The sequence below is a fragment of the Modestobacter sp. L9-4 genome (assembly GCF_019112525.1).
GTDB lineage: Bacteria > Actinomycetota > Actinomycetes > Mycobacteriales > Geodermatophilaceae > Modestobacter.
On the sequence record NZ_CP077800.1, the window covers coordinates 1,424,817 to 1,439,015 of the forward strand.

10 protein-coding genes are annotated in these 14,199 nt (G+C 74.7%); 7 read left to right on the forward strand and 3 right to left on the reverse strand.

The features are described from left to right. The first annotated feature begins 15 nt into the window (after nt 1–15). The 5 genes from KUM42_RS06595 to KUM42_RS20250 all read left to right on the forward strand — a co-directional run bounded on the left by KUM42_RS06595 (nt 16) and on the right by KUM42_RS20250 (nt 8,406). Nucleotides 16–819 carry a TIGR03089 family protein gene (locus KUM42_RS06595; protein WP_237495995.1) on the forward strand — a complete coding sequence of 268 codons (804 nt, stop codon included), beginning with the start codon at nt 16–18 and terminating at the stop codon, nt 817–819. A gap of 34 nt (nt 820–853) precedes the next feature. After that, nucleotides 854–1,675: a DUF1028 domain-containing protein gene (locus tag KUM42_RS06600; RefSeq protein ID WP_237495996.1), complete on the forward strand. Its 822-nt coding sequence runs from the start codon at nt 854–856 to the stop codon at nt 1,673–1,675. Nucleotides 1,676–1,842: 167 nt separating this feature from the next. Further along, a complete protein-coding gene (locus KUM42_RS06605) occupies nt 1,843–4,224 on the forward strand; it encodes a family 43 glycosylhydrolase (protein WP_237495997.1) in 2,382 nt (793 codons plus the stop codon). A 292-nt stretch (nt 4,225–4,516) separates the two neighbouring features. Beyond that, entirely contained in the window at nt 4,517–5,107 is a 591-nt protein-coding gene (locus KUM42_RS06610; RefSeq protein ID WP_237495998.1) for a hypothetical protein, read from the forward strand. Further along, nucleotides 5,104–8,406: a hypothetical protein gene (locus KUM42_RS20250; protein WP_304610755.1), complete on the forward strand. Its 3,303-nt coding sequence runs from the start codon at nt 5,104–5,106 to the stop codon at nt 8,404–8,406. The genes KUM42_RS06610 and KUM42_RS20250 overlap by 4 nt, the downstream gene beginning before the upstream one ends. 84 nt (nt 8,407–8,490) lie before the next feature. Here the strand turns inward: KUM42_RS20250 and purE are convergent, their stop codons facing one another. From purE to KUM42_RS06640, 3 genes are all read right to left on the reverse strand, one after another. Next, nucleotides 8,491–9,000: a 5-(carboxyamino)imidazole ribonucleotide mutase gene (gene purE, locus KUM42_RS06630; protein ID WP_237495999.1), complete on the reverse strand. Its 510-nt coding sequence runs from the start codon at nt 8,998–9,000 to the stop codon at nt 8,491–8,493. 4 nt (nt 9,001–9,004) lie between these two features. Then, nucleotides 9,005–10,210: a 5-(carboxyamino)imidazole ribonucleotide synthase gene (locus KUM42_RS06635; protein WP_237496000.1), complete on the reverse strand. Its 1,206-nt coding sequence runs from the start codon at nt 10,208–10,210 to the stop codon at nt 9,005–9,007. A gap of 124 nt (nt 10,211–10,334) precedes the next feature. After that, nucleotides 10,335–11,153, reverse strand: coding sequence for a polyprenol monophosphomannose synthase (locus tag KUM42_RS06640; protein ID WP_237496001.1), 819 nt, complete (start codon nt 11,151–11,153; stop codon nt 10,335–10,337). A 261-nt stretch (nt 11,154–11,414) separates the two neighbouring features. Here KUM42_RS06640 and KUM42_RS06645 point away from each other — a divergent pair, with 261 nt between their 5' ends. Together KUM42_RS06645 and KUM42_RS06650 are read left to right on the forward strand one after the other, a co-directional pair. Then, nucleotides 11,415–11,942, forward strand: a complete 528-nt coding sequence (locus KUM42_RS06645) for a GtrA family protein (RefSeq protein WP_237496002.1) — start codon at nt 11,415–11,417, stop codon at nt 11,940–11,942. A gap of 568 nt (nt 11,943–12,510) precedes the next feature. Next, nucleotides 12,511–14,139, forward strand: a complete 1,629-nt coding sequence (locus KUM42_RS06650) for an acyltransferase (RefSeq protein WP_237496003.1) — start codon at nt 12,511–12,513, stop codon at nt 14,137–14,139. The last annotated feature ends 60 nt before the right edge of the window (nt 14,140–14,199 follow it).

A 14,199-nucleotide genomic window follows, 5' to 3' on the forward strand; every position in this document is an offset into this window, starting at 1 on the left:
TGTCACTCTGGTCCCGTGCCCACCTCTCCCCCCAGCACTCCCGCCACCCTGCTGGCCGCGGCGCTCCGCCGGGACGCGGCCGCGCCGCTGGTCACGTTCTACGACGACGTCTCCGGCGAGCGCACCGAGCTGTCGGCCACCACGCTGGCCAACTGGGTGGCCAAGACGGCCAACCTGCTGCAGGAGGAGTTCGACGTCGGCCCGGGCAGCACCGTGGGGGTCGCGCTGCCGGTGCACTGGCAGACCGCCGCCGTGCTGCTGGGCACCTGGAGCTGCGGGGCCGCCGTCCTGGAGACCGCCGCCGAGGACGACGACCGGCTCACCGCCGCCGACGTCGTGCTGGCCGACGCCGACCGGCTGCCGCCGCTGGAGGAGCTCGGCCTGGCCGAGCTGCTCGGGCTGTCGCTGCACCCGCTGGGCATGGGGATGACCGGCTACACCGGCCCGGCCCGGGACTTCGCGCTCGAGGTCCGCGGCCAGGGCGACGTCTTCTCCCCCTGGCAGCCGGTGGACCCCGCGGGCACCGGGCTGGTGCTCGGCGGCGGGTCGCTCACGCTGGCCGGCCTCGCCGACACCGCCACCGAGCTCGCCGGCCGGCTGGGCATCGCCGCCGGCGACCGGGTGATGGTCGACGAGCGGGCGGCCACCGAGGCCGGCCCGGTGGCCTGGCTGCTGGCCCCGCTGGCCGCCGGCGCCTCGCTGGTGCTGTGCCGGGCCGCGGCGCCGTCGGGCCTGGCGCACCGCGCCGCGACCGAGCGGGTCACCGCTACCCTCGGGCTCTCCCTCGACGGCATCCGCGAGCTGGGCCGCCCGGCCTGACCCGCGCCCGCCCAGCACTGCACCGGGAGCGCACGTGACCTTCTCGGTGCTCGCCCGGGACCCCGCCACCGGCGACCTCGGCATCGCCGTGTCCTCCTGCATCCTCGCCGTGGGCCGCGCGGTCCCCAGCGTGCGGCCCGGCGTCGGCATCGTCGCGGTGCAGGCCCGCAGCCGGCGCGGGCTGGGCGGCACGCTGCTGGCCGCGCTCGCCGAGGGGTCGTCCCCGGAGGAGCTGGTGCGCCGGGCGTCGCACGCCGCCGAGGACGTCGACCGGCAGGTCGCCGTCCTGGACGCGGCCGGGCAGGTGGCCGCCGACACCGGGCGCGGGTCGATGCCGGTCAGCGGGCACCTGCTCGGCGAGGGCTTCAGCGTGCAGGGCAACATGCTCGCCTCCGCCGACGTCCTGCCGGCCATGTCCCAGGCCTTCTCCGTGACCGGTGGCTCGCTCGCCGACCGGCTGCTCGCCGCGCTGACCGCCGGGCAGGACGCCGGCGGCGACCTCCGCGGCCGGCAGTCCGCGGCCCTGCACGTGGTCAGCGGCGGCCCGGCCACCGACGACGACGACGGCGTCCGGCTCGACTTGCGGGTCGACGACTCCGGGGACCCGGTCGCCCAGCTGCGGATGCTCCGCAACCTGCAGCGCGCCTACGACGAGCGGGACTACGAGACGCTCGCCGTCTTCGCCCCCGAGGGCGCCCGGGACCTCTACGCCGCGCTGGCCGCCTCCCGGCGCGGCGACCGGGCGGCGGCGCGCAGCGCACTGGAGTCGATGCGGGCCCGGCCCGGCTGGTCGGCGTGGCTGGCGTCGATGGCCGGGGACTCCCGGCTGGCCGGGGTGTCCCGGCTGCTCGACTGAACGACCGCTCCGCGGCGGCCCTCGCCCCCTCACGCACCGTCACCGGCCTGGCCGGTGCCGTACCGCATCGGGTGATCCGCCCGTCCGCCACCTCAAGATGCCCGCGCCGGTGCCGAACACGAGTGAGGCGGGACCCACCGGTCGCGCCGACGACCGTTGGAGGACCCGTGCGTTCCCGTACCCGTACCCCCCGCCGGACGGTCGCCGCGCTGGCCGCGGCCACCGTCCTGCTCGGCGGCGTCCTGACGCTGGCCCAGCCGCCCGCCACGGAGACGCCGCTCACGACAGCCGCAGACGACGCCGGGGTGACGGCCCTGCCCCCCGCCTACGGGTGGTTCGAACCGGACACCGTCTGGAACGGCGACTTCGGCGACCCGACCGTGGTCCGGGTGGGGAACACGTACTACGCCTACGCCTCACCGGTCGGTGGCCGGGTGCTCCCGGTGCTGACCAGCACCGACCTGCGGACCTGGAAGGTCCACCCCCGGTACGCCCCGCCCGGGAGCGTGCCGTACCAGAACGGCTTCGACCCGCTGACCGACCGCTCCGTCCCGGCCGAGGTGCAGAGCTGGGCGTCGAGGCTGCCACTGAGCACGCTCGACCGTGGCTGGAGCGCCTTCAACAACAACGACGCCCTGGTCAGCCGTCCGACCTGGGGCGTGCGGGCAGCCGACTCCTGGGTCGACCGCAACTACTGGGCGCCGGGCGTGTTCCCGATCGGCAGCACCTGGTACGCCTACTCCCCGGTCCTGTACTCCGACGGGCGCTTCTGCCTGACCGTCGCCTCGGCCACCTCGCCGCTGGGCCCCTTCCGTGACGTCAGCGGTGGCGGGCCGATCCAGTGCGAGGACGCGGCGGTCGACCCGGGAGGCTCGATCGACCCGGCCGGCTACCACGACGACGCCACCGGCAAGGACTACCTGATGTGGAAGTCCTCGGGGAAGGTCGACCACCACCCGTCCTCCCTCAAGGCCGTCGAGCTGGGCAGCAACGGCCTGCCGAAGCCGGGCGCGCCCGTCGTGAAGCTGCTCGAGACCGACTCCGCCTCCCCGTGGGAGGGCTTCACCATCGAGAACCCCTCGATGGTGAGGTTCGGCGGCACGACCTACCTCTTCTACTCGGCCAACCTCTCCGACCCGCTGGACCGCATCGGGCACAGCAGCTACGCCAGCGGCTACGCGATCTGCCGCAACGGACCACTGGCCCCCTGCGAGCGGGCCGCGGCGAAGGTGCCGCTGCTGTCGAGCAACGGGACGGCGCAGGGGCCGGGCGGCTCCTCGGCGTTCGTGGCCGCCGACGGCAGCCTTCGCATGGCCTACGCGACGTTCTGGCTCGGTGAGAACATCGGCGGCCCGGTGCCCAACCCGCGCCGGATGGGCATCGCCACGCTGCTGCGCAACGGCGACGGCACGCTCCGGGTCGCCGACGGCACCGGCCCGGTCTCCCCGGTGCAGGCGCTGTGGGCCTCGCGTGGCGGCGCGGCCGGCGCCCTGGGCCCGGCGGTGACCGCCGAGACCAACTTCGGCGACGTCGCGGCGGCCGAGCACTTCCGCAACGGCTCCGTCTACTGGTCCACGACCACCGGCGCGCACTCGGTGCAGGGGGCGATCCGCGACAAGTGGGCCTCGCTCGGCTGGCAGGGCGGGACACTGGGCTTCCCCACCACCGACGAGGTCGCGCTGGCCGGCGGGGCGGTGAGCCACTTCCAGGGCGGCTCCGTCTACTGGTCGCCGGGGGGCGGCGCACACGTCGTCCGTGGGCTGATCCGGGACGCCTGGGCGGCCAGCGGCTGGCAGGCCGGCCCGCTGGGCTACCCGGTCACCGACGAGGTCGCGCTGCCCGGCGGCGGCGCGGTCACCCACTTCCAGGGCGGGTCCGTCTACTGGTCGCCGAGCACCGGCGCGCACGCTGTCCGCGGGGCCATCCGTGACCTGTGGGCGGCCAACGGCTGGCAGGCCGGGTCGCTGGGCTACCCGGTCACCGACGAGGTCGCGCTGCCCGGCGGGGCCGTCACCCACTTCCAGGGCGGCTCGGTCTACTGGTCGGCCGCCACGGGCACGCACGTCGTCCGTGGGCTGATCCGGAGCGCCTGGGCGGCCAGCGGCTGGCAGGCCGGCCCACTGGGCTACCCGACCACCGATGAGCTCCCCCTGCGCAACGGCGCCGTCACCCACTTCCAGGGCGGCTCCGTCTACTGGTCGCCGGCCACCGGTGCGCACGTCGTCCGCGGGGCCATCCGCGACGTGTGGGCGGCCAGCGGCTGGGAGGCCGGCCCGGTCGGCTACCCCACCACCGACGAGCTGGCGCTGCCCGGCGGCGCCGCGGTGAGCCACTTCGAGCGCGGCTCGGTCTACTGGTCGCCGGCCACCGGCGTGCACCTGGTGATGGGCGCGATCCGCGACCGCTGGAACGAGCTGGGCGCCGAACGGTCGTCGTTGGGCTTCCCGACCAGCGACGAGTACGCCGGCTCCGGCGGTCGGCGCACCGACTTCCAGGGCGGCTCCATCGTGTGGACGCCCAGCACGGGAGCCGTCGTCCTCGCCCGTTGAGCCGCCGCTCACGACCGGCCGGTGCGAGGGCGACCTCGCACCGGCCGGTGCGCCTGAGGCGGGCGGGACCGGTGGGCCACCTCCTCCGAGGGCCAGTCCTCTACCACGTGTCCTGACGCTCCGCAGCGGGTCGGTCACCCATAATCAGGACGTCCTCCGACCGGCCCTCCACCCGTCCCCGCCCGCGTCTGCGTGCCGGAGGCGGCCGTGCCGCTCGACGCCCGTCCTGCCGTGCAGGACCAGCTCCACCCCTGGGGGAACCATGTCCGCACCATCCCGCAGTCGGGCCGGCGTGACGCTCGTGTCGGTCCTCGTGCTGGCCGTCGTCGCCGCAGCCGTCCTCCTTGGCCGGGGTGACGCGCCCGGCACCGCGGCCGCGGCCGGACCGGCCACCAGCACCGCGACCACCACCGCCACGGCCACGGCCGCTGAGCAGCCGTCCGCGGCCGCCGCCACCTCCACGGCGCCCCGGACCACCGCCGCCACGACCTCGTCCACCGTCGTGCCGGCCGCGACGGCCTCGCTCGGGCCGACCGAGATCCCGACGGCCGTCGCGACCGACCGGCCCGACACCGCCGCCCCCGGCAGCGCCGACGTCGTCATCACCTACGCCGGCTGGGACGCCGGCACCGCCTCGGTCGAGGTCAACGCCTTCGTGTCCGGCGTCATCGAGGACGGTGGCACCTGCACCGCGACGCTGACCCTCGGGTCGACCACCCGCACCGTCACCGCACCGGCCGCCGGCGACGCCACCACGACCGGCTGCGCGCCGATGATCGTCACCGGCGACCAGCTCTCCGCCGGTGACTGGCAGGCCGTCGTGTCCTACACCTCCGCCACGGCGGAGGGGCGGTCCCCGGTGACCGGGGTGTCCGTCCCGTGATCCCCCGGCCGGGGGCGTCGTCCTGGGCCTGGGCACGGCGGCTCGGACTGCTCGTCGCCGTGCTGGCGCTCGCCCTGGTCGCGGTGCTGGGCGGGGCCAGCTCGCCGGCCGGTCGCAGTCCGGCCGACACGACCGCAGCCACCGCCCCCGCCCTGGCGCTGGCTGCCGACGCGAGCCAGTTCCGGCCGGGCAACATCATCAGCGACAACATGTTCTTCGACGGCGCGGCGATGGCCGAGCCGGAGATCCAGGCCTTCCTCACCGCCAAGGGCGCCAACTGCCGGGCTGCGGCGATGCCCTGCATCAAGGACATCCGTCTCGACACCCCGACCATCGCCGCCGACGCCTACTGCAGCGGCTACGCCGGGGCGCGGCAGGAGAGCGCCGCCTCGGTCATCGCGAAGGTCGGCCGGGCCTGCGGGATCAGCCAGCGGGCGATCCTCGTGATCATGGAGAAGGAGCAGGGGCTCATCCGCAAGACGAGCCCCACCGTGCGCGGCTACGACGCCGCGCTGGGCTTCGCCTGCCCGGACACCGCACCCTGCGACCCGGCCTACGCCGGGTTCGCCAAGCAGATCTACTACGGCGTCCGCGTGTTCAAGGTCTACGCGGCGACCGCCGGCACCCGCAACTACCGCGCCGGGCGCAACAACTACGTGCAGTACAACCCGGACGCCGGCTGCGGCGGCTCCCAGGTCTACATCGAGAACCAGGCGACGGCCGGCCTGTACGTCTACACGCCCTACCAGCCCAACGCCGCCGCACTGGCCGCCGGCTACGGCAGTGCTCCGTGCGGCGCGTACGGCAACCGCAACTTCTGGCTCTACTACACCGACTGGTTCGGCTCGACGCAGTCGCCGGGCGGCAACGCCGTCGTCACGCGCGCGCTGGCACCGGGCGCCTCGACGGTGCTGGGCACCGCCAGCGGCAGCGTCGTCTGCGGCCTGGCCGACGGCGGCTGCTACCAGGCCTTCGCCAAGGGCTCCGTCTACTGGTCACCCGGCACCGGCGCGCAGATCGTCAAAGGGCTGGTCCGCGACCGGTGGGCGGCGCTGGGCTGGGAGACGGGCTCGCTCGGGTACCCCACGGGCGAGGAGGTCTGCGGCCTGGTGGGCAGTGGCTGTTATCAGAACTTCCAGAAGGGGATGGCCTACTGGTCCCCCGCCTCCGGCGCCTGGTCGGTCCGCGGGCTGATCAAGGACGCCTGGGCCGCCTCCGGCTGGGAGGGCGGCGCTCTCGGGTACCCCCTCTCCGACGAGAGCTGCGGCCTGGTCGGCGACGGCTGTTGGAGCCGGTTCCAGAAGGGCTCGATCTACTACGCCCCGGCGACCGGCACCCAGACCGTCCTGGACGGCCCGGTGAGCGACCGGTGGGCAGCCCAGGGCCGCGAGAACGGCGCGCTGGGCTACCCGGTCAGCGGCACGATGTGCGGTCTGGCCGGCGGCGGTTGCTGGCAGGTGTTCCAGGGCGGCTCGGTCTACTGGACCCCGGCCACCGGCGCCCGGGTCGTGCAGGGCGACGTCCGCGACCACTGGGGCGCCCTCGGGTGGGAGACCGGCACGCTCGGCTACCCGGTCGGCGAGCAGGTCTGCGGCCTGGCCGGCGGCGGTTGCTACCAGGACTTCCAGAACGCGACGGTCTACGACTCCCCCGGCTCGGGCGCCTGGTCGGTGCGCGGGGTGATCAAGGAGAAGTGGGGCACCTGGGGCTGGGAGGCCGGCTCGCTGGGCTATCCCGTGTCCGACCAGGTCTGCGGCCTGAGCGGCGGGGGGTGCTTCAGCGAGTTCCAGCGCGGCGCCGTCTACTGGTCGCCGGCCACCGGCGTGCACGTGGTGGCCAGCGGTCCGGGCCGGGACGCCTGGGCCGCCCAGGGCTGGGAGAGGGGCGCGCTGGGCTACCCCGTGGGCGACACCGTCTGCGGGCTGACCGGCGGCGGCTGCTTCACCTCCTTCCAGCAGGGCACGGTCTACTCCTCCACCGCCACCGGCGGGCAGGTCGTGGCCAACGGCCCGCTGCGCGACGTCTGGGCCGCGCAGGGCTTCGAGACCGGCGCCCTGGGCTACCCGACCGGCAACGCCGTGTGCGGCCTGCCCGACCGCGCCTGCACGCAGAGGTTCCAGGGCGGCACCGTCACCACCTCAGCGACCACCGGAACCCACGCGGTGACCGGGGCGGTGCACGTGGCCTGGACCCGCTGGGGCGGGGTGTCCGGCGACCTCGGCCACCCGACCGACGACCAGCGGTGCGGGTTGGCCGCCGGCGGCTGCACCCAGACGTTCCAGGGCGGCAGCGTCTACGACTCCGCCGACACCGACGCCCGGATGGTCCGCGGCGCGATCCGCGACGTCTGGGTGTCCCGAGGCGCGCAGGACGGCGCACTGGGGTACCCGACCAGCGACGAGGTGTGCGGCCTGGTCGGGGGCGGCTGCTTCACGTGGTTCCAGGGCGGGGCCGTCTACTTCTCCCCTGGCACCGGCGTCCGCGTGCTGACCGGACCCGTGCTCGACAAGTGGAGCACCCAGCGCTACGAGACCGGTCTGCTGGGCTACCCGGTCGCCGACCAGGTGTGCGGTCTGACCGGCGCCGGCTGCGCCCAGCAGTTCCAGGGCGGGTCGGTCTACTGGACCGCGTCGACCGGGGCCCGGCAGGTGATCGGCGCCGTCCGCGACGCGTGGGTCGCACAGGGCGCCGAGCGCGGCGCGCTGGGCTACCCGCTGGCCGACGAGGTCTGCGGGCTGGCGCGCAACGGCTGCTACCAGGCGTTCCAGGGCGGGTGGGTCTACTTCAGCCCGGCCGGGGGCGGTCACGCGCTGACCGGTCAGCTCCAGGCCGCGTGGGCGGCCCTCGGCTGGGAGAACGGCGCCCTCGGCTACCCGACCGGGGATGCGGTCTGCGGGCTGACCGGCGGCGGCTGCTCGCAGCGGTTCGAGCGGGGCAGCCTCTACTGGACGGCGGGCACGGGGGCGCACCTCGTGCGGGGTGCGGTCCGCGACTCCTGGACGGCGCAGGCCGCGGAGCAGGGCCCCCTGGGCTACCCGGTCACCGACGAGGTCTGCGGCCTGGCCCGCAACGGCTGCTACCAGGCGTTCCAGAACGGCTGGACGTACTTCAGCCCGGCCACCGGCGCACATCCGCTGAGCGGCCCGGTCCAGGCCGCCTGGGCCGCGCAGGGCTGGGAGACCGGGAAGCTGGGCTACCCGACCGGCGACCCGGTGACCACCGGCGCGACCGTCACCCAGCGGTTCGAGGGCGGCACCCTGGTGCTCGACCGGCAGTCGGGCCGGGTCACCCGCGGCTGACCGCCCGCACGCCGCCGCACGACGACGCCCGCCGCCCCCGCATCCCGGGGACGGCGGGCGTCGTCGTGTCCGCCGCGGGGCGGGTCAGTCCGACAGCTGCTGCTGCAGACGCGCGTCGCGCTCCACCACGGAGTCGGCCAGCGCCGCCTGGAAGCGCTCGACGGCCGCGCGCAGCTCCGGGTCGCCGGCGGCCAGGATGCGCACGGCCAGCAGCCCGGCGTTGCGGGCGCCGCCGATCCCCACGGTCGCGACCGGCACGCCGGCCGGCATCTGCACGATCGACAGCAGGCTGTCCATGCCGTCGAGCTGGCCCAGCGGCCGCGGCACACCGATCACCGGCAGCGGCGTGGCGGCAGCGACCATGCCGGGCAGGTGGGCCGCTCCCCCGGCGCCGGCGACGATGACCCGCAGCCCGCGACCGGCCGCGGCCTCGGCGTAGTCGAGCATCCGCCGCGGCGTGCGGTGCGCGGAGAGCACGTGCACCTCGTACGGGACGCCGAACTCGGTGAGTGCCTCGGCGGCCGGGGTCATGGTGGGCCAGTCGGAGTCGCTGCCCATGACGATGCCGACGACGGGGTCCCGGGTGTCGCTCATCTGCTCAGTGCTCCTCGTCGAAGGCGAACGCAGGGTCGACCACGCCGTCGGCGAGGTACCGCGCCGCCGCCACGGCCCGGGCGCGGACCTCGGTCAGGTCGGTGCCCAGTGCGGTGACGTGCCCGAGCTTGCGGCCCCGGCGCTGCCCCTTGCCGTACCAGTGCAGCTTCACGTCGGGCCAGTGCGCCATCAGGTGGTGCACGCGCTCGTCGACACCCGGCCCGGCCCACGCCTCGTCGGCCGCCTCGCCGCCGAGCACGTTGGCCATCACCACGACCGGCGCGGTCATCGCCGTGGAGCCCAGCGGGTAGTCCAGGACGGCGCGCAGGTGCTGCTCGAACTGGCTGGTGCGAGCGCCCTCGATCGTCCAGTGCCCGGAGTTGTGCGGGCGCATGGCCAGCTCGTTGACCAGGACGCCGTCGGCGGTCTGGAACAGCTCGACGGTGAGCATGCCGACCACGCCGAGGGAGTCGGCCAGCCGCACGGCGAGCTCCTGGGCGGCGGTGGCCAGCTCGTCGTCCAGGTCCGGCGCCGGCGCGTACACCTCGTTGCAGACGCCGTCGCGCTGCACGGTCTGCACGACCGGCCAGACGGCGACCTGCCCGAACGGCGAGCGGGCCACCTGGGCGGCGAGCTCGCGGACCATGGGCACGCGCTCCTCGGCCAGCAGCGTGCCGTGCCGCTCGAGCAGGACGGCGACCTCGTCGGGCCCGGGGACGACGAACACGCCCCGGCCGTCGTAGCCACCGCGCGGGGTCTTCAGCACGATCGGCCACCCGACCTCGTCGGCGAAGGCGGTCGCCTGGTGCACGGTCGCGACCTCGGCCCAGGCGGGCTGCGGCTCACCGGCCGCGGCGAGCGCGCGCCGCAACACGAGCTTGTCCTGGGCGTGCACCAGCGCGGCCGACCCGGGGGCGACCCGGTGGCCGGCGTCCTCGAGTGCCCTCAGGTGCGCGGTCGGCACGTGCTCGTGGTCGAAGGTGACCACGGAGGCGCCCTCGGCCAGCCGCTGGAGGTCGGCCAGCTCGCGGTGGTCGCCGAGCTGCACGTCGGCGGCGACCAGCGCGGCCGACTCGTCGGGCGAGGCGGCCAGCACCCGCAGGGACTGGCCCAGCGCGATGGCCGCCTGGTGGGTCATCCGGGAGAGCTGGCCGCCGCCGACCATGGCCACGACGGGCAGCCCGGTGCGCGGGTCGGTGGGTGCGTTCATCGGGGCAGGACGCTACCGGGAGGGCACCGGCACCACGCACGAGAGGGAGCCGTCCGGGCGGACGGCTCCCTCTCGTGGGACGACGCCGACGCCGGTCGGGCGCGTCAAGGTCAGGTGGGGCAGGTCAGGCGACGGGGCTGCCGGTCCGGCCGTTGCGCAGGCCGCGGACACGCGCACGCAGCTTCTGGGTGCGGTACTCCGCGCCCCACACGGTCACGCGCCACAGGGCCTCACGGACGATCGAGCCGCTCATCTTGCTCTCGCCGCGCTCGCGCTCGGCGAAGGTGATCGGCACCTCGACGATGCGGCACCCGGCCTGCACCGCGCGCCAGGCCAGGTCGACCTGGAAGCAGTAGCCCTGCGACTCGACGCTGGCGTAGTCGATGGCCTCCAGCGCGCTGCGCCGGTACGCCCGGTAGCCACCGGTCGCGTCGTGCAGCCCGGCACCGAGCACCGCGCGGGTGTAGAGGTTGCCGCCACGGGAGAGGACCTCGCGGCTCTTGGGCCAGTTCACGACCTTGCCGCCGGCGACCCAGCGGGAGCCCAGCACCACGTCGGCGCGGTCCAGCGCGGCCAGGAGGTCGGGCAGCTGCTCGGGGGCGTGGGAGCCGTCGGCGTCCATCTCGACCAGGACGTCGTAGCCCTGCCCGATGCCCCAGCCGAACCCGGCGATGTAGGCGGCGCCCAGCCCGGCCTTGCTCGTGCGGTGGAGCACGTGCACGCGCGGGTCGGCGGCGGCCATGTCGTCGGCGAGGTCGCCGGTGCCGTCGGGGCTGCCGTCGTCGACCACCAGCACGTGCGCGGTCGGGACGGCGGCGTGCGTGCGCTGCACGATGGGGCCGACGTTCTCACGCTCGTTGTAGGTCGGGATCACGACCAGCACTCGCTGCAGCTGCGGGGACTCGGCGTCGGTGATCGGCCCACCCAGCGTGTTCTCAGTCATCGGCAGCGATGCTAGGCCACGGGGCACCCGGCGTCCGGTCAGTGCAGAGGCTGCTGGGACTGCTGGTGTACCTGGGGGACGTGCGCGCCGGAGAGGCATGGCGGACGAACCGGTCACACCACCCGTGGACCCCGGACCGCGGCTGGATCCGGTCCTGAGCTGCGGTTTCACCCCCGCGAAGGGGTGCGGCCCGGTTGCACGGACCAACACGCGACGACGTCCGCGCCGACGGCGGCCGCGTGACCGTCCTACAGTCTTCACGTGCCCCTCCTCGAGCGCCTCCTCAGTCGTGCCGGCCTGACATGGCGGCTGCTGCTCAAGGAGCTGAGTGCCTTCGGTGTCGTCGGGGCTGTCTGCCTCGTCATCGACCTGGGTCTCTTCCAGCTCCTCTACGCCCACGCCGGGATCGGCGCGGTGACCTCCAAGCTCGTCACCACGCTGATCTCGATGACGCTGGCGTACCTGGGGCACCGGTTCTGGTCGTTCTCCCACCGTGCCCGCACCGGCGTGCGGCGTGAGTACACGATCTTCTTCATGGTCAACGGCGTGACGCTGCTGATCGGCCTCGTGATGGTCGCCGCGGTCCGCTACCCGCTGGGCCAGGACGGCGCACTGGCACTGCAGATCACCAACCTGGTCTCGATCGGGCTCGGCACGGTCATCCGGTTCCTCGCCTACCGCCGCTGGGTGTTCGTCGCCGCCGACGCGCCGGCCGCCATCGCCCACCGGCAGCAGCAGGAGGAGCGGCAGGCTGCCGCCGCCGGCCGCACCACCGCCCGGGCCGCCTGAGCCCAGGCAGTTCGGGTCCGCCCGGGCACGACAGACCTCCCGACGGGGAGCCGGCGCACTCGCGCCGGCTCCCCGTCGGCGTTCCCGGGGTGGGCAGCCCCCGCTCCCAGGACGCACGCACACCGACCCTGGGGAACACGCCGCGCGTCGGCCCCGGTGGGCAACGAACGCCTCGGGACGCAGGGACGCCGACCAGGAGGCGTCCGTGCGTCCCGGACGAGGACGTCGGTGCTGCTCCGCCGGCGCACCAGGCGTCGGCCCGTGTCCGTGACCCCCTCGGCGTGTCCGTCCCGCCGCGCCGCGGGTCCCACCGCGCGACACGCCGCGATCTCACGGGCGACGACTGCGCGCCAGGGCGTCCGCCCAGGTCAGCGGCTCGTCGGAGGACCTGTGCGGGGAGGGTGGTACGGATGTGACGGACGGTCCCCCTTCATGCGTTTCGATCACGGATCGGTGACGGTTCGGGCGTTAGCGTCAACATCGGCAGTCACGGAGAACACCGTTCCGGGCGCCCTGTGCAATCGGATGGCCCCGGCCGCCGGTTGACCCGATCAGGAGGAACCGCCCCGTGACGAAGCAGACCGCGACCCGGCGCCGTGGCCGCCTCGGAGCCCTCGACGTCCTGCGGCTGCTCGCCGCGGTGATCGTGGTGGGCTTCCACTTCACGGCACGGGACAGCCCCGGCTGGAACGGCCCGGCGCCGGAGGAACTGGCCCCGGTCGGCGAGTGGACCATGTACGGCCGGATGGGCGTACCGCTGTTCTTCGTCATCAGCGGCTTCGTGCTCCTGATGAGCTCCTGGGGCCGGGACGTGCCCAGCTTCGTCGCCTCCCGCGTGGGCCGGCTGTTCCCGGCGTACTGGGTCGCGGTGGTCGTCAGCCTGGTGCTCGTCGTCTACGTGTGGCCCGAGGGCATGACGTTCTTCCACAAGGACATCAGCCTGGCCAACGGCCTGCTGAACCTGACGATGTTCCAGGAGTCGTTCGCCCGGCCCGACATCGACGGCTCCTACTGGACGCTCTGGTACGAGGCCCGGTTCTACGCCCTGATCGCGGTGCTGATGCTCGTCGGGATGACGCGCGGCCGGATCATCGCGTTCTGCGCCCTGTGGCCGATCGTCGCCTCGGTGGCCCAGAACCTGCACTCGGACCTCCTCGCCGCGGCCCTGATGCCCGACTTCGCGCCCTTCTTCGCCGGCGGCATGCTGCTGTACGTCATCTACCGCGACGGCCACGACCTGCTGACCTGGCTGCTCGTGGGCATGCAGGTGCTGTTCGCGCTCAACTTCTGCCTCGACTACTACCCGCCGCTGCTGACCGACGAGACGCCGTGGGAGGCCTCCGAGCTGACCGTCGGGCTGATCTGCGTGGCCTGCTTCGCCCTCGTGGCGCTGGTGACCCTCACCCCCCTCGCCGGCCTGAGCGCCCGCTGGATGACGCTGGCCGGCGCGCTCACCTACCCGCTGTACCTGATCCACGAGAACCTCGGCTGGTTCGTGATCGCCAAGACCCGTGAGGCCCACGGTTGCTGGATCGCCGTCGGCCTGGCGTCCACCGTGTGCCTGCTGGCCGCGCTGGCGCTGCACTACGGGGTGGAGAAGCCACTCGGTTCGCGCCTCCGCAAGGCCACCCTGAACTCGCTGCGGTCGGTCGGCCGCTCCCCGGCCGAGGCGAGGGTCTCGGCGACGAAGGTCGCCGAGGTGGAGGCCGCGAGCAGCGCGCAGCCGGCCGTCGAGCCGTCCGCCGCCCCGCAGCCGGTCACGGCTGCCGCTGACGGGCAGCCGGTCGAGGACCAGCCGCACATCCCGCTCCCCCGCGTCCGCCCGGCCGGTGCCGCGCAGCCGGCCACCGTCCCGCCGCAGTCCCACCGTCTCCCGCACCACGCACCGGTCCCGCACCACGCGTTCGCCCGGACCCTCGACAGCCGCGGCGCCGATGACCGGACCACCGCGAGCCTGGGTCGGGACGCGACGCGGGTGTCGGACACCTGGGCCACCGAGACCCGGCACTTCGACGACCGGGTCCTGGGCGACCGCGTCCTGACCGATGGCTGGGGCTCCGACGCCTGGCCGACGGACACGCAGCCCGGCACCCGCGAGCTGCCGGCGCAGGCTGGCGCACATCCGCGAGGTGCGCACGCAGCGCCCGCACCGACGCGGCACCCGCTGGACGAGCCCGCGGTGACCGGCCAGTCCTGATCATCCCGTGAACGACGGCGGCCCGGACGACGACGTCCGGGCCGCCGTCGTCTGCAGCCA

Excerpts from the sequence above, each read along its gene's own strand:
- purE (WP_237495999.1), bottom strand. The coding sequence starts at position 9,000 with ATGAGCGACACCCGGGACCCCGTCGTCGGCATCGTCATGGGCAGCGAC.
- KUM42_RS06635 (WP_237496000.1), bottom strand. The coding sequence starts at position 10,210 with ATGAACGCACCCACCGACCCGCGCACCGGGCTGCCCGTCGTGGCCATG.
- KUM42_RS06640 (WP_237496001.1), bottom strand. The coding sequence starts at position 11,153 with ATGACTGAGAACACGCTGGGTGGGCCGATCACCGACGCCGAGTCCCCG.